General features: G+C 43.8%; 22 protein-coding genes. 15 read left to right on the top strand and 7 right to left on the bottom strand.

What is annotated here, in order from left to right:
* The 8 genes from VX730_02835 to VX730_02870 form a co-directional block, all read left to right on the top strand.
* Positions 1-295, top strand: a 295-nt coding sequence (locus tag VX730_02835) for a DNA/RNA nuclease SfsA (protein ID MEC9291315.1), incomplete at its 5' end; no start/stop codon positions are given.
* 158 nt (positions 296-453) lie between these two features.
* On the top strand, positions 454-1242 hold the full coding sequence (map, locus tag VX730_02840) for a type I methionyl aminopeptidase (protein MEC9291316.1): 789 nt from the start codon (positions 454-456) through the stop codon (positions 1240-1242).
* Positions 1243-1309: 67 nt separating this feature from the next.
* Positions 1310-2008 (top strand): DNA repair protein RadC, encoded by a 699-nt coding sequence (radC, locus tag VX730_02845; protein MEC9291317.1) that lies wholly within the window; start codon positions 1310-1312, stop codon positions 2006-2008.
* Positions 2008-2592 carry a non-canonical purine NTP pyrophosphatase gene (locus tag VX730_02850; protein MEC9291318.1) on the top strand — a complete coding sequence of 195 codons (585 nt, stop codon included), beginning with the start codon at positions 2008-2010 and terminating at the stop codon, positions 2590-2592. Before radC ends, VX730_02850 begins: the two co-directional genes overlap by 1 nt.
* A gap of 31 nt (positions 2593-2623) precedes the next feature.
* Positions 2624-2881, top strand: a complete 258-nt coding sequence (locus VX730_02855; protein ID MEC9291319.1) for a BolA family protein — start codon at positions 2624-2626, stop codon at positions 2879-2881.
* A gap of 14 nt (positions 2882-2895) precedes the next feature.
* Positions 2896-3216, top strand: a complete 321-nt coding sequence (gene grxD / locus VX730_02860) for a Grx4 family monothiol glutaredoxin (GenBank protein ID MEC9291320.1) — start codon at positions 2896-2898, stop codon at positions 3214-3216.
* A 146-nt stretch (positions 3217-3362) separates the two neighbouring features.
* Entirely contained in the window at positions 3363-3590 is a 228-nt protein-coding gene (locus VX730_02865) for a hypothetical protein (protein MEC9291321.1), read from the top strand.
* Positions 3591-3686: 96 nt separating this feature from the next.
* Complete coding sequence (locus VX730_02870) at positions 3687-4991, top strand: mechanosensitive ion channel domain-containing protein (protein MEC9291322.1); 1305 nt, start codon at positions 3687-3689, stop codon at positions 4989-4991.
* 481 nt (positions 4992-5472) lie between these two features.
* Here the strand turns inward: VX730_02870 and ligA are convergent, their stop codons facing one another.
* From ligA to ccsB, 4 genes are read right to left on the bottom strand one after another with little or no spacing between them, the layout of a single operon-like run.
* Positions 5473-7524 (bottom strand): NAD-dependent DNA ligase LigA, encoded by a 2052-nt coding sequence (gene ligA / locus VX730_02875; GenBank protein MEC9291323.1) that lies wholly within the window; start codon positions 7522-7524, stop codon positions 5473-5475.
* 2 nt (positions 7525-7526) lie between these two features.
* Complete coding sequence (recN, locus tag VX730_02880) at positions 7527-9182, bottom strand: DNA repair protein RecN (GenBank protein MEC9291324.1); 1656 nt, start codon at positions 9180-9182, stop codon at positions 7527-7529.
* Between the two features lie 10 nt (positions 9183-9192).
* The gene (locus tag VX730_02885) at positions 9193-9984 is read right to left on the bottom strand and encodes an outer membrane protein assembly factor BamD (GenBank protein ID MEC9291325.1); all 792 of its coding nucleotides are present in this window, start codon (positions 9982-9984) and stop codon (positions 9193-9195) included.
* A 10-nt stretch (positions 9985-9994) separates the two neighbouring features.
* Positions 9995-10966 carry a c-type cytochrome biogenesis protein CcsB gene (gene ccsB / locus VX730_02890; GenBank protein MEC9291326.1) on the bottom strand — a complete coding sequence of 324 codons (972 nt, stop codon included), beginning with the start codon at positions 10964-10966 and terminating at the stop codon, positions 9995-9997.
* A 128-nt stretch (positions 10967-11094) separates the two neighbouring features.
* Between ccsB and VX730_02895 the strand changes: the two genes are divergently transcribed.
* Entirely contained in the window at positions 11095-12114 is a 1020-nt protein-coding gene (locus VX730_02895) for an adenosine kinase (protein ID MEC9291327.1), read from the top strand.
* Between the two features lie 179 nt (positions 12115-12293).
* Positions 12294-13274 (top strand): permease, encoded by a 981-nt coding sequence (locus tag VX730_02900; protein ID MEC9291328.1) that lies wholly within the window; start codon positions 12294-12296, stop codon positions 13272-13274.
* Here VX730_02900 and VX730_02905 read toward each other — a convergent pair.
* Positions 13255-13674, bottom strand: coding sequence for a hypothetical protein (locus VX730_02905; protein MEC9291329.1), 420 nt, complete (start codon positions 13672-13674; stop codon positions 13255-13257). The genes VX730_02900 and VX730_02905 overlap by 20 nt on opposite strands.
* Before the next feature lie 77 nt (positions 13675-13751).
* Complete coding sequence (locus tag VX730_02910) at positions 13752-14567, bottom strand: OmpA family protein (GenBank protein MEC9291330.1); 816 nt, start codon at positions 14565-14567, stop codon at positions 13752-13754.
* 170 nt (positions 14568-14737) lie between these two features.
* Here VX730_02910 and VX730_02915 point away from each other — a divergent pair, with 170 nt between their 5' ends.
* Entirely contained in the window at positions 14738-15145 is a 408-nt protein-coding gene (locus tag VX730_02915; GenBank protein MEC9291331.1) for a SufE family protein, read from the top strand.
* On the opposite strand, the gene VX730_02920 is transcribed toward VX730_02915, so the two are convergent.
* Entirely contained in the window at positions 15146-15748 is a 603-nt protein-coding gene (locus VX730_02920; GenBank protein MEC9291332.1) for a hypothetical protein, read from the bottom strand.
* A gap of 116 nt (positions 15749-15864) precedes the next feature.
* Here VX730_02920 and VX730_02925 point away from each other — a divergent pair, with 116 nt between their 5' ends.
* From VX730_02925 to sufB, 4 genes are all read left to right on the top strand, one after another.
* Entirely contained in the window at positions 15865-17832 is a 1968-nt protein-coding gene (locus VX730_02925; protein MEC9291333.1) for an adenylate/guanylate cyclase domain-containing protein, read from the top strand.
* 3 nt (positions 17833-17835) lie between these two features.
* On the top strand, positions 17836-19353 hold the full coding sequence (locus VX730_02930) for an adenylate/guanylate cyclase domain-containing protein (protein ID MEC9291334.1): 1518 nt from the start codon (positions 17836-17838) through the stop codon (positions 19351-19353).
* Positions 19354-19476: 123 nt separating this feature from the next.
* Entirely contained in the window at positions 19477-19938 is a 462-nt protein-coding gene (locus VX730_02935; GenBank protein MEC9291335.1) for an SUF system Fe-S cluster assembly regulator, read from the top strand.
* Positions 19931-21379, top strand: a complete 1449-nt coding sequence (sufB, locus tag VX730_02940; GenBank protein ID MEC9291336.1) for a Fe-S cluster assembly protein SufB — start codon at positions 19931-19933, stop codon at positions 21377-21379. Before VX730_02935 ends, sufB begins: the two co-directional genes overlap by 8 nt.
* Positions 21380-21421 lie beyond the last annotated feature (42 nt).

The raw sequence follows: 21421 nt of genomic DNA on the forward strand, positions 1-21421 counted from the left end.
AAATACAACACTTGCAGAAGGCACGACCGCCCTCTTCCCAGATGCTGTGACCTCTCGTGGCACCAAGCACCTAAATGAGCTTGCTGAAATGGTGAAGCAAGGACACCGTGCGGTTATGGTTTTCCTTTGTAATCGTTCAGACTGCGAAGAATTCAGCGTTGCAGATGAGATCGACAAGGTCTATGGCGAAACATTTAGAACTGTGCTAAAAGAAGGCGTTGAAGCTGTTTGCATGAAAGTTCGCATCAGCCCAACTGAAATTATTATTGATAAAGAAATTCCAATTAAGGTTTAATACAAATATTGAACTCAAATTGAATTCAGCGAAGCGATTTAAGGTTTAGTTTTGCTGTTTATGAGAACAATGAAGCGCTGTGTATATGATATACATCAGCAAAGTGCAGCGCAATAAACTGGAAAAATGAACTTAAAGAAACGATTTGAGGCTATATTTTGAGAATCAAACCAAAAAACTCTGTAGAACTGAAAAAAATGGCTGCGGCTGGTGAGCTAGCTGCACGCACATTAGATATGATTACACCTCACATTAAGCCAGGCATTAGCACTGAGAAAATTGATCAGCTTTGCCATGAGTTCATGACCCGTCATAATGCAAAGCCTGCCACTCTTGGCTACAGAGGGTTTCCAAAATCTTGCTGCACAAGCATCAACGATGTGATCTGCCACGGCATCCCTTCTGAAAAAGATATTCTGCAAGAAGGCGATATTGTTAACATTGATGTTACGGCTATTCTTGATGGGTTCCATGGTGATACGTCTCGCATGTATCCAGTGGGCAGGATTACTGAAGAGAACAAACAACTACTCCGTACAACATACGAATGCATGATGGATGCCATCAAAACTGTAAAAAGCGGCAGCTACTTGGACGACATTGGTAAGACAATTCAAACCAAAGCCGAAGCGTTAGGATATGGGGTTGTCCGTGATTACTGCGGCCATGGCCTTGGCCGTGTATTCCACGAGGATCCAATGGTTCTTCACTACTACAGTGGTGATCCGCGTCAGCACATCCGCCTGCGTAAAGGCACAACCTTTACCATTGAACCGATGATTAACATTGGTACATGGGATGGAGACGTGATGGAAGATGATTGGACAGTGCGCACTAAGGATCGCAAAAACAGCGCCCAGTACGAGCACACAATTGCAGTTACTGAAGGTGGTGCAGATATCCTCACCAAATCCCCTGAAGGCTACACAGATAACTTAGACCTTTAAAAAAATCCTCGCTCAAGTAGCGGGGATTTTCTTTTGATACACTTTAAATTGTGCAATACTCCCTCTTATGAAAGCATTAAAAGTCAAAGAGCAAAAGAACCACTTTGAAGGCCACCGTGCGCGCCTTAAAGATCGTTTTGCCTCCCTTGGTGCTGACGGCCTTGCCGACTATGAACTTTTAGAACTCCTCCTCACTTACGCTATTCCACGTCGAGACGTAAAACCCATTGCAAAAGGCCTCATTCTCCATTTCGGCTCTCTTGCTAAAGTCTTTGAAGCTGAAAAACATGAACTGGTTGAAGTTGACGGCATTGGTGATCATGTCGCCTCTTTGCTTATTCTCTGTAACGCGCTAGGTGTTCATACCAGTAAATCTAAACTGCAAGAAAAACCGCATATGAATAACATTGATGCGGTCATTCAGTATCTTCATGCCCGCATGGATACTCTCAAACATGAAGAATTTCACGCCCTCTTCTTTGATGCAAAAAACGGCCTTATTGCAGATGAAACCTTATTTAAAGGCTCAACAACAGGCTCAGCTGTTTACCCGAAAGAAGTGATCCGTAAAGCTCTAGCCCATGGCGCATCAAGCCTTATTATTGCTCATAACCACCCAAGTGGAGATATTACGCCAAGCCTAGAAGATGAAGAAGTCACCATGCGTATTGCCCAAGCCGGCATGATTATGGACATCACACTTCATGACCACCTGATCATCGGTAAAAAAGGCCACTACAGCTTTGCTGAGAACGGCAAAATTTAATGACAAAACTTACCTACGTCACTGGCAACCTTCACAAGAAAGCAGAGTTAGAGTTTTTCTTTAAAGATGAACCATCTATTCAAATTGATATCATTGATCCAAACTTTGAAGTTTTAGAAATACAAGCAAAGACATGCGCAGAAGTTGCGGCCTTTAGTGCAAAATATGCTGCAGATAAGCTGGGGATTGCAAGCCTTAAGTCAGATTCAGGCCTTTATATTGAGTGCCTCGGAGGGCTTCCTGGGCCGTATAATGCATACTTTGACAAACAAATCGGTACTGAGAAATTCTTAGAACTCATGAAGACGCAAACAAACCGAAAAGCACGTCTTGAGCATTGTTTTGCATACTGTGAACCCAATAAAGAGCCTATTATCTTCTCTGGAGGGTCTACAGGTATAATTGCACAAAATGCTGCAGGGCAGTCAGGCCGCTGGCATGACCAGTTTTATATTCCAGATGGCGAAAACGAAACCCTATCTCAACTCCGAGATAAAGACAGAACCTATGAACAACAGTTTTGGGGAACGGCCCTACTAGACTTTGCTGCGTGGTTTAAAAAGAATATCGTACAAGATTCTTGAATTTTAGGTACTTTTCTCCTAAATTAATCTCATGATGATGACAGTAGACGATGTAAAGAAATCTCTAACCTCTGCATTGCCAGAGGCATGGATTCAAGTAGAAAGCCCAGACGACGTGCATTTTAGCGCCGTTGTTGTGTGTGAAAGCTTTGAAGGTAAAACACGTGTTGCACGCCACCGCGATGTGTATGCAGCACTTGGTGATGCTTTTAATGGCCCACTTCATGCTCTTGGCCTAACAACCCTGACGCCAGCGCAAGCCAAAGAGCGCGGCATTGAACTTTCTTAAGATTAAGGATTTAAATTATGGATGCAAGAACACAGATCGAAACAATGATCAAAGAAAACCCAATCATGCTTTTCATGAAGGGTGAAAAAGATATGCCAATGTGCGGATTCAGTGCACAGGTTGTTAAAATTCTAAACCTATGCGGTGCAGAGTTTACAAGCTTCAACGTGCTAGAAGACGATAACATCCGTGAAGGCATTAAAGAGTTCTCTAACTGGCCAACAATTCCTCAACTGTACGTAAACGGTGAGTTTATTGGTGGTTGCGATATCTGCACAGAAATGTACCAAGACGGTGAACTTCAAGAAGTTCTCGAAGGTGCAAAAGCAGCATAAGCACGCTCAACCTTTTAAAGCCCCTCTTTTTGAAGAGGGGCTTTTCATTTGACAGTCCAAAGCTGCATCGGTAGGGTCTAGAGGATTTAAATATGTCTGCCGTTTTCTATGAGGTGTTCTGCCTCTTTAAACTTTAGGAGCTTTCTATGTCTCAGGACAAATTTCGTGATCCCGGCGGTAATAAGCCTTACCACCTGACCCAGTTTATTTCTCTGGTGAACAGCCTCAACATTCCTCAAAGCGCGCGCAATAATATGATTCGCGAAACCACGCAGATGATGGGCGCTGAAATTGAAGAATGGACCGAAACTCTGAAACGCCACCAGGAGCAAGATCCAAACATCATTGCTATGATCGGGCAAGAGTGGCAGTGATCCTCACGCCATAACCCCCTTTAAAATCGATCCAACAACCCTGCTTTTTATGAGCAGGGTTTGGTATTTTTAAAAACTTCTGTCATACTTGAGTCTATGGAACTCTGGAATAATTTTATTAAAGATATAGACATGCAATGGCGCCGCTTTGCGGTTAAGTCAGACTTCTGGCAGCAGCATGAAGAAACAATTATCTCTCTCATTCCAGTAGCACTACAGGTTCTGATTATTCTTGCCATGTTTCTCATCGCAAGAAAGATTGTCTTTACACCTTTCAAGGCCTTCCTGAGCCGTTGGCCAGCTCTAGAAGCCTCTATTAGCGGCCAAATCAAGCTGATTTCATTCCTTGTCTTGCTTGCCATTTGCCGCACAATTTCTACTGCCCTAGGCCATGGCGCCGTTTATATTGATATTGCCATTATGGGTACAGCTGCCTGGCTTATTCCAAGCTTCTTTAAAAGCAGCACCCTAAACCCTGCCTTTAGACGTGCGATTATCTTGTCTCTCTGGGCCATGCTCGCCCTCATGGTGACAGATAAACTCGATCCGATTATTCAATTTTTAGATAGCGCAAGTTTTACTGCTGGTGAAGCTAAACTCTCTCTTTGGAGCGTGATTAAGGTTACCGGTATTTTCATTATCCTTATTTGGAGTGTAAGTACCTTTACTCAGATTGTTGATACCTTCATGCAAAGAAGCCTTCACATTACGCCAAGTGCGCGCACGCTGATTACAAAAATGGTGAATATTGCAGGTATTGTCTTTGGTTCCCTCATCACCTTAAACCTTGTTGGTATTGACCTCTCTATGTTTGCCTTCTTTGGTGGTGCTCTTGGTATTGGTATTGGTTTTGGTTTACAGAAAATTGTCTCTAACTTCATTAGTGGCATCATTTTGGTAACCGATAAATCTGTAAAACCTGGTGATGTCCTCACCATTGGTGAACACCTTGGTCAAATCATTGCTCTGCGTGCCCGCTACGTTGTTATGCGCAAACGTAATGGTACAGAAGTTCTTATTCCAAATGAAAACCTCATGACATATGAGGTAGTCAACTGGAGTTACAACAACCGCAAGGTCCGCCTAGAGGTTGAGGTTGGTGTTTCATACGATAGCGATATGGAAAAAGTGCGCGAAGCCCTTCTTGAAACCATTAAGGAAAACCCTCGCGTTCTCACAACTCCTAACCCTGTATGCTTTATCACTGCTTTTGCAGATAGCAGCGTAAACTTCCTACTCCGTTTTTGGATTGTTGACCCAGAAGAAGGTATCGCCAACATCAAAGGTATGGTGTTTATGGATATCTGGAAGCGCTTCAAACAAGATGGTATTGAGATCCCGTTCCCGCAGCGTGTTTTACATATGGCAGAGCAAGACAACAAAGAACCAATTGATTCTTAAAAAGAACTTCAACTTATCCCCAAACAGAGCCCTCAAAACAATCAATTTTATCCACAGGCACATATAATTGCATACCACTACATGTAGTGTTCCCAAAGCCACAGCCAGCTTGTGTATTCAATATATTGTGGTAAAAATTGACCTTTTTTATGCTTTTTTGATTGCTGATTTAGGCAGAGTTTCCTACACTATAAATACCCTTGATGGACAAAGTTCATCACTACCGTTTTAATGGACAAACTTTTAAAAATTAGCAGAAATAACAATAACAAATAGTTGCTAAATTTTGATATAGGCCGAACACATGCGACATAATAATAATAAAAGTCGTAAGAGGGAAGTTCGCTCTATTACACAACCCATATCGACGGAGGTGACCTTTTCCATTGGGCAGGATTAGGCACCTCCATTTTCATTTCTATATCTCTCACAACATAAAAAAGAAGCCTTACAGGCCTCCCTTACTCATTGATAATAATCTCTACCCTAAAAACGCCTGCAGTTTATCTTCCCCCCAAACCTCTACACCAAGGCTTTCAGCTTTTTTAAGTTTAGAGCCGGCTTTCTCACCTGCAATAAGTACATCTGTTGAAGCACTAATGGATCCACTGACCTTAGCGCCCATAGCCTGCAAACGCGCCTTTGCCTCTGTACGAGTCATCGTCGTAAGTGTACCTGTCAGAACAACCGTCTTACCAGTCAGTTCACTTTCAGTGCGCTCAGGCGCATTATAGTCTTCAACAACCACACCTGCTTCAGCGTAGGCATCAAGTAAAGCTACATTATGTGGCTCATCCATAAACAAGTGAATGTTCTCCACCATCTTTGGGCCAATACCATCGATAGACTCAAGCTTCTGCACATCTTCTTTCATGATGCTTTGAAGTTCAGACCATGAGCCGTAAACTTCAGCCATAAGCGTTGCCACCTGAGCGCCCACCATTGGGATGCCCAATCCAGCGATAAAGCGCGGCATATCAACCCTTCTTGCTGTATCAATAGAAGCGAGAAGGTTATCAACTGACTTATCACCAAAGCCGTCCATCTGTTTCATTTCATGCTCATGTTCTTTAAGTTTAAAGATATCAGGAACACGTTTCAGCCAGCCTTTTTCCATAAATAGCTGAATCTGTTTTTCACCCAAGCCATCAATATCAAATACACCTTTAGAAGCCGCATAAATAATCCCAGCTTCCACCTGAGCAGGGCAGTCCAGATGGTTAATACAACGCGTTGCCGCCTCACCTTCTGGGCGTACAGCATGACTCCCGCAAACAGGGCACTCTTTTGGCATTTCAAATGGCACTGTATCATCAGGGCGTTTTGCCTCAACAACCGAACGTACTTTTGGAATCACATCCCCTGCACGTTCTACAAACACAGTATCGCCAATACGAATATCTAAATCTTTAACATAGTCTTCATTATGCAGCGTGGCATGACTCACTGTTACACCACCTACTTTTGCAGGCTCAAGTACGGCACGAGGTGTTAACACACCTGTACGACCAACTTGAATTTCAATATCCTTGAGAACCGTCGTCACTTGTTCTGCAGGAAACTTCCTTGCAATCGCCCAGCGCGGGGCTTTTGCAACAAACCCTAAACGGTCTTGAAGTTTCAAGTCATCAACTTTATAAACAAGTCCATCAATCCCAAAACCAAGATCTGAGCGCTTTTCTGAAATACGTTGGTAGTGTTTGTAAAGTGCTTCTTCGCTTTCAATCAATTCAGCTTCCGGTGGAAGCGTAAAACAAGCCTCACCAAGCAAGCTCATTTCTTCAGAGTGGCTCGCGTAAGTATCACTTTTACCAATGAGGCTATAGGCAAAAAACTTAAGTGGACGCTCTGCCGTAACTTTACTATCTAGCTGCCTAAGTGATCCTGCTGCCGCATTACGCGCATTGGCAAAAACCTTAGAACCCTTTTCAGTTTGAGAAGCATTAAGTTCCTCAAACTCATCATCGCGCATATAGACTTCACCACGCACCTCAATATCCTGAGGAAAGTCCTCTGGCAGGTCTTTAGGGATATCAGAAATCGTCATCACGTTTTCAGTAATGACTTCACCAACTTTACCATCTCCACGCGTCAGTGCTTTAACAAGCTTGCCACCCTCATAGTGCAAGGCACAAGACACACCATCAATCTTCAGCTCTCCATATAAAGGAATGAACTCGTCTTTACCGAGAAACTTCTGAATGCGAATCACAAACTCTTTCATATCCTCATCACTAAATGCATTAGAAAGAGACAGCATAGGCACTTTATGAGCACATGTTTCAAAGCCGCGCTTTGGCGCTGCGCCTGCCTTTTGTGTTGGGCTATTTTTACTTTTGAATTGCGGGTATTGCTCTTCTAATTTCTCAAGCTCCCCAACCAAAAGGTCGTACTCAGCATCAGAAATCTCTGGTGCGTCTTCCGTATGGTAAAGCGCGTTATGACGCATAATATCAAAACGCAAATCATCAATACGTTTTTTCGCCGTTTGCGTTTTATCTAGAGAAATTTCAGCAGAATCAAACAGGTCCATTGTTAACCTGCACTCAGCAGTTTTTCAGCTGCCTTTTTCGCTTCAGAAGTTACCTCCGCACCAGAAAGCATACGTGCAAGTTCATCCACACGTTCGTCTTTAGAAAGCGCGCGCACAGAGGTCACCATACGGCCGCTAACATCAGATTTTTCAATATAGAGATGTGTATCAGCTTTACTTGCAGCTTGAGGCTGGTGAGTAATAGTCAGAATCTGATGTTGGCCGCTCATTTGCTTCATCGCTTCGCCGACTTTATCCGCCGTCGCGCCACCAATCCCTGTATCGATCTCATCAAGAATAAGAGTCATAGAAGGCAAGTTGGCATAAAAGACTTTCTTTAATGCCAGCATGAGGCGAGACATCTCACCACCCGATGCCACTTTAGACAACGGCTGTAATGGAGACTGAGGCGCCGTAGATAGCATAAAGGTCACCTTATCAGCACCTTTTGCATTCCAGCTATTTTTATCCATACGCTCAAGCTCTACAGCAAAACGGCTGCCCTTCATATTGAGGTGCTGAAGCGAATGCTCAACTTCAGCTGAAAGCTTCTGTCCAGCAAGGCCACGAATGGTACTGCGTTTTCTACAAGCATCTTCATAAACATCAAATGCTTTTTCAACATGACGTTCTAGTGTTGCAATATCCTGACCCAGTGTTTCAAGGCCATCTAAATCTGATTGAAGCTTTGGTAAAAGCTCTTCAAGCTCTGTCACTTCTACGCGGTGTTTACGTGCAATGGTACGCAGGCTATGCAAACGATCATCAACTTCTTCAAGGCGAGCAGGGTTTGGCTCTGTACGCTCAGCCATACGAGACAGATCACGCATGACATCATCTGCTTCTGCATGTAGCGCACTCAGACGCTCAGTCAGCGTATCCCACTCTTCACCTTCAACGCCAGTTACACTTGAAAGAAGGCTATCTGCCTGAGCAAGCGCAGGCACGGCTGCATCGCTCAACACACCAGACGCATCACTCAGCGCACTGCCCATTGTTTCTGCTGCCATGAGCATACTACGCTCAGCCATCAAAGTCTCTTCTTCACCCTTCCTTGGCGCAAGCTCTTCAAGCTCTTTTACGTAAGCTGTTAATAGCTCCTGCTCTTGCTCACGATTGGTAATACGATCACGCGCACGCTCTACCGCTTGTTGGGCATCAACAAAAGAGGTGTGTGCCTTCTTCAAAGAACTCAGTTGTTTTGTATCGCCTGCAAACATATCTAAAATATCGAGATGTGCGGCACTAGAAAGAAGTCTTGTACTGTCATGCTGACCATGAAGGTCTAGCAGGTGTTCACCAAGTGCCTGCAGTTGGCTTTGCGTGACACGCGTTCCATTGGCCCAAGCCGAACTTGATTTATCACTCTTAAGCTGACGGCGCAGAATCAGCTCGCCCTCTTCTTCCACACCCATGTCCTCAAGAATCTCTTTTACAGTACTAGGGAGCTTGGTAAAGATAGCCGTTACTTCGGCTTTTTCATGACCTGATGCAATAAGAGAAAAATCTGCACGTTCACCAAGAGCGAGAGACAACGCATCCATTAGCATAGATTTACCTGCACCTGTTTCCCCTGTTAAGGTTGTTAGGCCAGCAGAGAAATCCAGTTCCTGCTTTTCAATCAGTCCAATATTTTGAATTGAAAGATGCGTTAACATTGAGGTCTCCTTAAAAGATCTTCTTCAAGAAGCTCTCTTGAGCGCCTTCATCAGCAAGGTTTCTTTCAACAAGTAGACCGTACGCTTTTTCGTACCAGTCAGAGTTATTGAAGTTATGTCCGAGTACAGATGCACTCTTTTGCGCTTCTTCCGGTAGACCAATAGAAAGGTAAGCTTCTGTAAGGCGGTAAAGGGCTTCAGGTGTTTGAGCCGTACGCTCATATTTTTGAATCACTTCTTTAAAACGGTTAAGAGCCGCAAGATGACGACCTTGGCTCTGGTAGTAACGGCCAACCATCATTTCCTTACCAGCTAGGTGGTCTTGGCATAAGGTAATTTTAAGTTTTGCATCCTGTGCATATTCGCTATCAGGGTAGCGACGTACAAGCTCTTCAAACGCAAGAAGCGCTTGCTCTGTGAAAGCTTGGTCTCGGTTCACATCACTAATACGCAGGTAGTGTGCAAGGCCAACAAGGTAAAACATGTAAGGGAGATCAACATGGCCAGGGTGCGCACGAATAAAACGCTCAGCGGCTAGGACAGTTTCGTCCATGTTGCCTTTTCTAAATTCTGCATACGCCACCATCATTTGTGCGCGTGTCGCCCAACCACTGTAAGGGTGCTGACGCTCAAGCTCTTCAAATGTGTTAATCGCCGTGTCCCACTCTTTCGTGTTGAGCTCATCCATACCGTCATTGTATAGGTTCTCAACAGTACCAATTTTCTCTACTGGTTCAGGGTCTGCAAAACAGCCTGTAAGTGCTACTGCACACAAAGCAAGAGTTACGTGCTTTTTCATCATTTTTCTTTCCTTATCCAAGTTGGCCATAGCTGTGCATGCCATCTAAAAACATATTCACACCTAAGTAACAAAAGAGTGTAGCGGCAAAGGCGACAATCGTCCACCACGCAAGTACATTTCCGCGTGCAAAATGTGTGTATCTTGCATGCAAGTATCCGCCATAAATTAACCAAACAATCAGGGCCCATGTTTCTTTAGGGTCCCAACTCCAATATCCGCCCCATGCCTCATATGCCCAAACGCATCCAAGAAGAATGGCAAGGCTAAACACGGGAAAGCCAATCAAAATGGCTCTGTAATGTAAATCTGTGCAGGCTTCTACTGTTGGAAGGCTGCTTTCTTTTCCAAGTCTGTCAGCACGTGAACGTATCAGCTGCATCACACCGGCAGAGGCCGCAACAAAAAAGCACCCATAGCCAATAAAGTTGGCAAGCACGTGCCATGGCAGCCATTGACTTTGTAGCGCAGGAAGAAGCTCTCTGTGTCCTGCCTGATTAATGCTCATTAGCCAGATAATAAAAAGCACCTGAAAAACCCAAAGCGGCGCAAGAAACAGCGCAAAGCCTTTAAACTGTTTTTTACTTTCAAACCACAATCCAAAAGAGCCTGTTACAGCCAGCAGAAGGATGCTGACTTCATATAGGTTACTCATACCAAAATGACCAATTTCCAAAACTTGATGCGTTTCCCAAACAGTCGTGAATACAACTGCACCAGCGAGAGCTGCTCCAATAAAGCTCAAAAGACGTGCTGCAGTGGAAAGCCATACAGCTTTAAATGCTGCACTCAAAATAAAGAGCGTGCTTCCAAATAAAAAGAGCCCGCACATGTACGGCACCAACTGTACAGTTAAAAGAGAATCCTGTGCCATACCAATGGAAAGAGCGCCGATTTGCGGTACAATAAGCGCAACCGTCATCATTAAAACAAACAGCAAATAACTTGCCCAGAATGATTTCAAAAATTGTGTGAATGAATTCATGACCAGACCATACCATAAAGCAAAGCTTCCCCCAATGGTTTTTGCTTGACTTACAGCGCTTTTAAACGATAAGTTGCACACAATATCTCATCTATCTTCTTTTCTCTTTGCTACAAGGAAACTTTTTCATGAAAATTGTTACACTTGCAAATGCAGTAACGGACCTTGTTGTTGAAGTTAGTGAGGCTGAGCTGGCAACGCTTGGATTCAAAAGCGGTAGCCATCAAGCCGGCAGCCCTGAACTTCAAACCAAACTGGAAGCCATGTTCCCACATGCGAAGTCTATGCCTGGTGGCTCTTTGGCCAACAGTACTTACGCACTTGGGTGCCTAGGTGTCACAACCACACTTGTCTCCTCCATTGCAAATGACGCCACTGGCCACGCCTTTGCAAAAGGCATGCATGATGTGGGTGTCAAAACCATGATCACCAACTTTGGTGAAAACGTACAGAGCCAAGCAGGTTACGTGCTTGTTACCCCTGACGGTCAACGTACATTTGTGAACCTGCCCTACAACACCCGCATCACTCCGGAAATTGTCGACGATTTTGCCGATGATATCATTGATGCAGACATGCTGGTGATTGAAGGTTACCTATTTATTGACCAAACAGACGCGGTTGATCGTGCTCTTGAATTGGCGCGTGAAAATGATGTCAAAATTGCCATTACACTCGCTGCGGAAAATGTTGTGATCAAGTATCATGACACCATTGCTCAGCACATTGAAGATGGCATTGACTTGTTTGTTGCCAATGAAGAAGAGCTGGAAGCCCTCATCAACGGTGCCGGTCATGATGAAAAGCTCGCGCAGTGCATTGCACAGACCACGCGTGTAGTGACCAAAGGCAAAGATGGCTGTGAGTACCATAACCCACAAGCCAAAATTGCTATTTCCGCAGGCACGGCCCCTCTTCCCGGCAAACTCTTAGATACCAATGGAGCTGGAGATGGTTTTCTTGGAGGCTTTCTGAGCCTATATGACCCAACACTATCCATTGATGCTACCAACACAAGAAAAGCCCTGCTTGCAGGGGCTCTTGTGGCTTCTCGTGTCATTTGCCAAATTGGCCCTCGCTTGGATAAAACTACCTATCAAGCAGCAGTCCAAATCGCAAAAAATCTTGACCTTGACAATATAAACTAATCGATCTCAACACGCCCCTTAACTGGGGTGTGTTTTTTTATGCCATCTCTTCCAAGCTATGTTACATTTACTTTATGAATAGTTGCTGTCCACCTAAAGAGTCCGCAAAACCAAGCTGCTGCGGCTCTAATAATTCACCTAAGAAGAAACGCCCTGACTTGATTCTATGGGGCTCTCTTTTGGCTGTTATAACCCTATATATCATTGGCGCATTTATGCCTCATTTAGATGAGCAACTTCCAAGACTTATGGAAGCCGCACACGGTGTGCATCACCTTGTACACCAAATGTGGTGGGGTGTTGTTATGGGTGTTATTTTTGTTGGGTTCATTGGTATGATTCCACAAAAGTATGTTCTTAATTTACTTGGTGATGGTGGCAAACTTTCAGGTATTGTACGTGCCACATCAGCAGGTGTTCTATTAGACATGTGCAGCCATGGTATTCTTATGGTGGGTGCTAAACTTTACCAAAAAGGCGCCAGCCTTGGCCAAGTGATGGCTTTCCTTCTGGCGAGCCCATGGAACTCACTCTCGCTCACAGTTATTCTTTGGTCACTTATTGGTGGTTTCTGGACCATGATGTTTATTGGACTTTCTATGGTGGTGGGTATCATCACAGGTCTTATTTTTGAGCACTTTGTAAAGCGCGGCGTACTCCCAGCAAACCCCAATAAGCCTGACACACACGAGCCCATCCACCTAATGGAGGATATGGCGCACCTACACAGATACATTCATGTTGATAAGCTGTTCTTCAAAACATTTATAAGCGAAGCAAAAAGCGGGAGCCGTATCATTATTAAATGGCTCTTGTTTGGTATTGTACTGGCAAGCACTTTGCGCGCAGTTTTCCCAATCGAAACATTTGCAGGACTCTTTGGCCCAACAGCTCTTGGCCTTGGCCTTACAGTTCTCTTTGCAACGGTTCTTGAAGTGTGTTCTGAAGGCTCAACCCCTGTTGCTGCTGACATCCTGACACGCGCCAAAGCGCCCGGTAATGCCTTTGCATTTCTCATGGCTGGAGTATCAACTGACTACACAGAAGTGATGATTCTTAAAGACACCACAAAAAGCTGGAAGATTGCCCTCTTCCTCCCTCTTGTGAGTTTGCCTCAGATTATTGCAATTGCAGCTTTAATTACTGTGTTTGCTCAATAGGCGTTAAAGCACTTTCAAGATTCTTAGAAAGATCTTCTAAGTTTTGACGCATAGGCTCAGAGTCTTTTTCAAACTGCCCAATAAGCGCCTTAAAAGACTCAAGAACGCCTTGTAGCTGACCAGCAAAACCTTGCAAATCATCTTCAGCAGCCTTTACAGCATCATTGAGAGAAGAAGTCGCACCGTTCATACCACCTGTAAGTTCACCAAGCATTTGGTTATAATCAGCACCCTCAGGCACAATAAGCTCTTGCTGCTGATTCCCACCACGACGCGCTTGATACTCTTTAAGCATCTCAATATCAGCCTTTACATCTGGGTTCTGGAAAAATTGGAAGGCCAAAGTAAAGAGTCCTACTCCCACAAACAGCCCAATAGAAAAAATAAGTACGTATTTCATATGTCTTACGCTAACGGATATTTATACTTCACACAATAAAAAAGACCCCGCTCTGCGGGGCCCTTTTATAAGAACAATTACTTAATAAGAGTAATGTTCACAACGCGGTTTGCTGCTTCTACAGTGTTATCTGCAGTTGGCTTAGGCAGTTTTTTCTCACCAGTAAATGTTACTTTGAACATTTCAGTGTTCACGCCTTGCTCTTTTAGGAAACGACTTACAGTTTCTGCACGCTTAGCAGAAAGCTTTTCGTTGTGCATTGTGCTACCAGATGTATCAGCGTGGCCAGAAAGCATAATGCTTGTTGGGTTCATGCCTTTAATCTTTTCGGCAACAACTTTAAGCTCGTTTTTCGCCGCTGCAGTGAGCATGCTGCTATCAAGGTCAAAGTAAACTGCTGCTGCACTTTTCATGTGCTGCACAGGTACAACTTTAGCAACTTTAGCAGGCGCTAGGTGACGCATTGCTTCGTAAAAATCAGCACGACAAGCATTAATGTCTTCGCTTTGGAAGTTTTCTTCTTGTTGCTCAGCCCAGCAGTCAAACTTAGCTTGTGCTTCAGCAGCCCACTCAGGCATACGCTCTTTAGCACCATCTTCTAGGTATTTCACAAGAAGAGCACGGCCTTCTGAAAGTTCACCAATTTTTTCCATTGGAAGCTCACGGGCGTCAACCATTGTTGGCTTAGGTGTATCACCAGCCATAATCGCTTTAATACGCTTACGGTAGAAGTGCGCATCAACAACATCACCTTGTACAGCTTCGTACTCAGCAAGAGGCTTGTAATCTGCAACAAGTTCTTTTTCAAATTCAGATTGATTCATAGCAACATGAGAGCCGCCACACGCTGCAAGAGTTGTGGCTGCAGCAACCATAGCTAGACGAGAAAACATCGTTTTTAATCCAGTATTTTGTTTGTTTTTAAGACACTAACAGTGCCGTTCATGGCTTATTTATAACAAACTTTTATAAATTCAACACATAAAAACTGTATTCCAGACAGAAAACTTGACGATAAAAGCAAAACGCTCATAATTTGGAGCCGAATAAATGAGGAAATCAAGTGAGCACATTTGAAACACAAGAGCAGCTTTTAGAGAATTTTGAACTCTTTGATGATTGGGAGGATAAATACTCTTACATTATTGATCTTGGCAAAAAACTCCCTGCAATGGAAGATGCTCTTAAAACAGATGGCGCTCTTGTTAAAGGCTGTACCAGCAAAGTTTGGCTCATTCACACGACACAAGATGAGAACCATCATTTCATAGCAGATAGCGATGCCCATATCGTCAAAGGCATTCTTTATATTTTACTGTGCCTGTTTAATGGAAAAAGCAGCTCTGACATTCAAAACACATCAGCCTCTGACTTTTTGGAGAAAGCTGGCATGGAAGAAGCCCTTTCACCGAATAGAAGAAACGGGCTTACTGCTGTTGAAGAAAAAATTAAGGCTTATTCTAAACTATAGCTATTTAGCATCTTTAAACTGCTTTTCAGATGTCTTAAATAAGAAATCCAAACTTTTTACAGCATCAAAAAACTTCGATGGTAGCGGGTATTTTGTTACACGTTTTGTACGTGTATCAATCACGACCATAGTTGGATATCTGCTCACTCTAAACTTTTTAGCGAGCCTATTTCCAGAATCAAGAACCGGCTGAAAACGCGCATCAGCTTGCTCTTCTTCTGTAAGGTGAGAGAGCTCCATCTTTCTATACTTTTGCGTAAAATCTTTAATTTTATCACTATAGCCAGCTTTTTTCAGCTTATCTTCTTCATCAAACCAGCGCTCTAAAAGCCTCTCTTCTTCAGGGCTCTCATCATCTTCTCCAGCCATAACCATCTGCTTAAACTTCTCAAGATCTTTTTCTGGAATATCTCTAAGAGCAACACTTGTGTCTACATCAGGGTGCCAAGTGAGGTACTGAATTACCTCCATCGGGCCGCCTGCTATCAAATGTGTTGGGTCCATAAACAAGACAACTTTATGATTCTTTTCTTCTTCAGCCTGCAATGCAGAAAAAGAAGAAACAGCTAGAACGAAGAGAGCTACAAAAATATTTTTCATCATGTCTTTTATTATGGTGTCCAAATCGACACATTTCAAGACGTAAATATGCCACGTCACATACCATAAAAGCCCTTTTTATTTGGCGAGTTACCAAAGTACCGTAAACTAAAAATGAAATGAGTGACACGATAGAACTATGCGCACTCCGAGATGGGTTTTGGGACCTCATTAGTACTTACGACGCATCTCAGGAAAAGATTGCTATTCAAGAAGCTGCAAATATCCAGACTGGATACGCGGCTGTTGCCGTGCTTTCTGTAGAACAAATGCATGTAAGTTATTACATTTCACTCAAAGGCATGCCCAAACCGTCATATTATGACATTAGAAAAAGCGTCAAAGCTGAACGGCCAACCATGCGCGAAAAATCTAATGCAAAGAAAACGATTGGCGCTCCTAAAAAACAAACTACGGCACATGCTGGTAATACGGCTCCTAGCCCTGCAGCTCAGATGAAAACTGAAACCCAAGGTGCAGGGTCTAGAAAAGAAGCTCCACAATCGTTTTGGGATATGATTATTGAATCTATTTACTACCTCATTACTGGTAAAAAGCTTTCAGAGCAAGATGAACAAAAGCCTAAAGATACGACACACCCTCAAGCTGCACCTTTTCCAGATGAAGCAACAAAAGACGATGACGATACAGCACAGGAAAGAAACATCCAAAACCTGCTTGAAGCACACTTAGAAGAAGAGTTCAACACACCTAAAGAGACTGACACAACAGAGCCTCCTGAGATTTTAGAAATGGAAGATGAGATTCCAACTGCGGCTCAAATCTCAAAGAAAAACCCATTCAAACCTCAGGGTGCAAAGACAGAAGATGGACCAAACCCACTTACAAAAAGCGCTCAAAAAGAGCAGCAAGTTCTACATGGACAGAGCGATGAGAAAAAAGCGATTAATCTAAAAAACACCAATGCCGCTCTCCCTAAAATTGGGGGTGGGCATATCCCTAATCCAACAGCACAAAACGCACAGCAGAACGGCAATGGCAACAACAATCAATTTTGGAACAATATTGAAGAAGGCGAAGAAGACTTTGAGCAAGCACGTCACCAAATACAAAAAAGCCTCTTTGAAGCCATCGAGCGAGCCAAGCAGCTGGCATGGCTTCCAGAACAAGGCGTTATGCGCGGCACATTACAAATTGCAGCTATTCTTCTTATCTGTGGTATTGGTCGTAAACTCTGCTCTCATGTAGGCCTTCCAGGCGGTATTGGAAACCAAGCCATTGGTCATACACTTGAGCAACTTGGCCTCTCAGAAAAGCAAGCATTTATTTGCGCTCTCCATGTGGATCGCATTCTTACCGAACCTAAAAACAACCTGATGTACCTCATTGGACGCGCCTATGGTGCGAACATTCTGAATGACTCGGAACAGCGTATTGACCTTCTCAGTATTTTTAATGCCTGGGAAAATGACGACCTTGAAAGATTCTTTGAGGTTGACGAAGAAAAGAACACGACCAAGCTTTCCAAGCTGCCATACCTTAAGCCAATTTCAATCATGCTTACAGATATCGTGAGCTTCACGGCTCAAAGCAATGAAAAAGGCGAAAAGTGGGTAAAAGATGTCGTTCACGCCCATAACCGCATGACTAAAACTGTTGCAGTACATCAAAAAGGTGAGTACATACAAGGTACAGGTGATGGTGCCCTTCTCATCTTTACGACACCGGAATCGGCTATGCACGCTGCCATGGAACTCCAATTCATGCATCAAAATTTCTGTAGACGTGTTTCAAGCCGCAAATTTGATATCCGCATTGCCATTAGTCACGGTATTCCAATTCAAACGCAATCAGGCCTTCATGGCCCTGCCATTGAGGAGCTCAATATCATTCATCGTAGCATGGATAGCGACGGCATCGCCGTAACTAAAGGCATTGCAAGTGTTGCAGAACAGCACGGCTTCCAGTTCAACCTTCAAGACGAAGAAGCTAGCGTACCTATTTATGAATTTACAACATACACCGGAGCCCATACAGTAGAGAATACAGGGGATATCATTCCAGAAATAGAACCAACAGAGGCAGTATCTGTTACAGACGCACTGCAACAAGAAGGACAAGCATAGTATATGAGCATTGATCTATGTGTTTTAAGACAAGGCGTATGGGAGATTCACTCTACCTATTCTCCGTCTGAGTCTGAAAAAGCTGTCCAAGATGCGATTCGTTATAAGCAAGAAAAAGCCTACGCCGGCGTTGCTGTTATTGATGACCGCTCAAAATCTGTTCTCTATGGGTTCACCTCTTCTGGGCAACCAGAGTTTAATGCTGTGCAAAGAAGCCTGAAAGAAGGCCATAAAAACATGCGTACACAAAGCATGCAGCAAACAATGCGCAACAACAAATCTACTGCAAAAAAGACGGCTCCATCAGCTCCAGACCCTAAACTTGGGCCAATAAAGACCAATAGTAAATTGAACTCAGTCATGAGTAACAGCATGCTTGCTCTTATTATTGCAGTTGCTATTTTTATGGCGCTCCTCAATATTTTTGACGATGTGACATCTGCCTTTGTCGGTGCCCTTTTCACAGCTGTTTCTACACTGATTGTCTTTAAGTTCGCACAGTTTGACCCAAGCGCTTCTATTGAAACCGCTGCAAAAATTATTGCAAAAAAAATGGATACAGGTCCAGGGCCTATGGATCCTGAAGAAGAAGATCATATTCCATCTATTCAAGCTCACCTCCAAAGCATTGTTGACCATGCTGTTGAAGTCATTTGGAATGAAGAAGATGAGTCTGCACCTGATGAGTCTGCACTTGGTATTATCCTGCTTTGTTCAGGTGTCATTGAATATATTCACCAATCACAAAATCATAAAAGACTCGTTCTCATTGAGATGATCAGCGACATTATCCAAAACTCAAAACTAGAAGTTCCTAAAGTGAGCATTATAGCTTGCTATAAAAACATTCTAGAGTACCTTGCTTACCCACGCTACTCAAACATGTATGACATGGGTTACCAGCTATCTAAGCAGTACCACACACAACACGATGAAGATGAGCTTAAGCTACACCTTCAACAAGCTTTTGAGTTCTGGAAATCTCAACAAGAAGAGACATCAGACCAAGATGGCGCGGCGGCCATTTACTTTACAGATATTGTGGACTTCACATCCAAACACCAAGCACGTGGTGATGCATGGATGATGCGCATTCTTAACGCACATAATGAAGCCGTACGCGAAGGCTTGTCTGTGACTGGCGGACGTGAAATTAAGCATACAGGTGATGGCATCATGGCCTCATTTGCAACAGTTAAAGATGCCCTTGATGCTGCCATTATTGCGCAAAAGAAGATTAGAGAGTTTAACGCAAACCATGAGGCTGAAAGCTTTGAAGTACGCATGGGTGTAAGCTACGGTGAACCTGTTCACATTGGCGGAGACCTCTTTGGTACACCTGTTAACAAGGCTGCGCGTGTTCTTTCCAATACTGAAGGCGGTGAAATCACGCTCTCTGCTGAAGCGTGGCAACAAGCTCAACCTTACGGCTACACAGCCACTGAACAACCAGGTGTGTCCCTCAAAGGATTCGATGGTGTTCACAGCCTATTTAGAGTCGACTGGAAAGACGGCGAATAAGCCTGTCAAAACTTGACTTCCCCTCCAAAAACTCGTAAAACATCCTGTATATAGAACAAAAATTGTCCCATATATTTGAACATATATGGATCACGCGTGAATAAGTAGGGTATAAACGCCATGATGAAACTCAGTAAAATGTCGGATTACGCTGTTGTCATGATGACGCTCATGGGAAGTGAACCACTTGCCAATCATACGGCAACAACAGTTGCTGAAAATAGTGGGCTCACAGTTCCAACAGTACGTAAACTCATGAAGATGCTTTCTAAAGCAGGTCTTCTTAACTCGACACGTGGTGTAAACGGCGGGTACACATTCGCTAAAAACCCAAACACAATTAATGTGTCTGAAATTATCGAAGCTGTTGATGGCCCAATCGCTATGACAACATGCCTCGACCGTACCCAAACGACATGTGCAATGGATGGAAACTGCCCAACAAAAGACCGCTGGCATGTCATTAATGAAGCGGTAAAAAACGCTCTACAGGGCGTAACACTTGGACAGTTTATTGAACCAACAAACCCATTGGTTCGCGTAGAATTTGACGAAGAATGTAAAGATAAGACCTGCAATGCCTAACGATACTTACACATCTAAGGAAGCCACATCTGGCGATTATCAGTACGGTTTTACCACTGATATTGAAATGGACTACGCCCCTAAAGGGCTCAATGAAGACGTTATTCGCTTTATTAGCGCCAAAAAGAACGAGCCAGAATGGATGCTCGAATGGCGCCTAAAAGCCTACAAACTTTGGAAGAGTAAGCCTGAACCGAAATGGTCTAAGGTTAACTACCCACCAATCGACTTTAACGATATTTACTACTACGCCGCACCTAAGAGCCAAGAAGAAGGCCCTAAGAGCCTTGATGAGGTTGATCCTGAACTGATCAGAACTTATGAGAAGCTCGGTATTCCTCTCCATGAGCAGAAGATCCTTGCTGGTGTTGCTGTAGATGCCGTATTTGATAGCGTATCTATCGCGACAACATTTAAAGATAAGCTTGCTGAAGCTGGTGTAATTTTTTGCCCAATCAGTGAAGCGATTGAAAAACACCCAGAACTTGTGAAAAAGTACCTTGGTACTGTCGTTCCACAAACAGATAACGCTTACGCAGCTCTTAACAGTGCAGTGTTCACAGACGGCTCATTTGTTTACATTCCAGAAGGCGTACGCTGCCCGATGGAACTTTCAACGTACTTCCGTATCAATGCACTCAACACAGGCCAGTTTGAGCGCACACTTATCATCGCTGATAAAGGCAGCTACGTAAGCTACCTTGAAGGCTGTACAGCGCCAATGCGTGATGAAAACCAACTCCACGCAGCCGTGGTTGAACTGGTTGCACTCGATGATGCTGAAATTAAATACTCAACAGTACAAAACTGGTACCCAGGTGATGAAAACGGCAAAGGTGGTATTTACAACTTTGTGACTAAACGTGCCGACTGTATTGGTAAAAACAGTAAAGTGACTTGGATCCAAGTTGAAACTGGAAGTGCCATTACATGGAAATACCCTTCATGTGTCCTCACAGGTGATGGCAGTACAGGTAAGTTCCTCAGCGTTGCAGTGACACGCCTGAAGCAGCAAGCCGATACAGGCACAAAGATGATCCACATTGGTAAAAATACCAAGAGTACGATTATCTCTAAAGGAATTAGCGCTGAACGTGGTGAGAACACTTACCGTGGCCGCGTATCTGTTATGAATAGCGCCAAAGGTGCCCGTAACTATACGCAGTGTGACAGCATGCTGATTGGTAACAATTGTGCGGCAACAACGGTGCCATACATTGATGTCAAAACATCTGATGCGCAGGTTGAGCACGAAGCCACAACATCTAAAATCAGTGAAGAACAAATGTTTTACCTTCGCCAGCGTGGCATGAGCGAAGAAGATGCAGTCAGCATGATCGTGAACGGCTTTGCCAAAGACGTATTGCAAGAACTGCCAATGGAATTTGCCGTAGAAGCACAAAAACTTCTCGGAATTACACTCGAAAACAGTGTTGGATAAAGGATTTTTTTAACCCTATCCACATCACATAATAGCGAGACG

It is taken from the genome of Pseudomonadota bacterium, from assembly GCA_036141575.1.
Lineage (GTDB): Bacteria > Pseudomonadota > Alphaproteobacteria > UBA2136 > JAPKEQ01 > JAPKEQ01.

What these genes read in the sequence shown, in the direction of transcription:
- radC (MEC9291317.1), top strand. Translation starts at nt 1,310, where the DNA reads ATGAAAGCATTAAAAGTCAAAGAGCAAAAGAACCACTTTGAAGGCCAC.
- VX730_02850 (MEC9291318.1), top strand. Translation starts at nt 2,008, where the DNA reads ATGACAAAACTTACCTACGTCACTGGCAACCTTCACAAGAAAGCAGAG.
- VX730_02855 (MEC9291319.1), top strand. Translation starts at nt 2,624, where the DNA reads ATGATGATGACAGTAGACGATGTAAAGAAATCTCTAACCTCTGCATTG.
- VX730_02865 (MEC9291321.1), top strand. Translation starts at nt 3,363, where the DNA reads ATGTCTCAGGACAAATTTCGTGATCCCGGCGGTAATAAGCCTTACCAC.
- VX730_02870 (MEC9291322.1), top strand. Translation starts at nt 3,687, where the DNA reads ATGGAACTCTGGAATAATTTTATTAAAGATATAGACATGCAATGGCGC.
- ligA (MEC9291323.1), bottom strand. Translation starts at nt 7,524, where the DNA reads ATGGACCTGTTTGATTCTGCTGAAATTTCTCTAGATAAAACGCAAACG.
- recN (MEC9291324.1), bottom strand. Translation starts at nt 9,182, where the DNA reads ATGTTAACGCATCTTTCAATTCAAAATATTGGACTGATTGAAAAGCAG.
- VX730_02885 (MEC9291325.1), bottom strand. Translation starts at nt 9,984, where the DNA reads ATGATGAAAAAGCACGTAACTCTTGCTTTGTGTGCAGTAGCACTTACA.
- ccsB (MEC9291326.1), bottom strand. Translation starts at nt 10,966, where the DNA reads ATGAATTCATTCACACAATTTTTGAAATCATTCTGGGCAAGTTATTTG.
- VX730_02895 (MEC9291327.1), top strand. Translation starts at nt 11,095, where the DNA reads ATGAAAATTGTTACACTTGCAAATGCAGTAACGGACCTTGTTGTTGAA.
- VX730_02905 (MEC9291329.1), bottom strand. Translation starts at nt 13,674, where the DNA reads ATGAAATACGTACTTATTTTTTCTATTGGGCTGTTTGTGGGAGTAGGA.
- VX730_02910 (MEC9291330.1), bottom strand. Translation starts at nt 14,567, where the DNA reads ATGTTTTCTCGTCTAGCTATGGTTGCTGCAGCCACAACTCTTGCAGCG.
- VX730_02920 (MEC9291332.1), bottom strand. Translation starts at nt 15,748, where the DNA reads ATGATGAAAAATATTTTTGTAGCTCTCTTCGTTCTAGCTGTTTCTTCT.
- VX730_02925 (MEC9291333.1), top strand. Translation starts at nt 15,865, where the DNA reads ATGAGTGACACGATAGAACTATGCGCACTCCGAGATGGGTTTTGGGAC.
- VX730_02930 (MEC9291334.1), top strand. Translation starts at nt 17,836, where the DNA reads ATGAGCATTGATCTATGTGTTTTAAGACAAGGCGTATGGGAGATTCAC.
- VX730_02935 (MEC9291335.1), top strand. Translation starts at nt 19,477, where the DNA reads ATGAAACTCAGTAAAATGTCGGATTACGCTGTTGTCATGATGACGCTC.
- sufB (MEC9291336.1), top strand. Translation starts at nt 19,931, where the DNA reads ATGCCTAACGATACTTACACATCTAAGGAAGCCACATCTGGCGATTAT.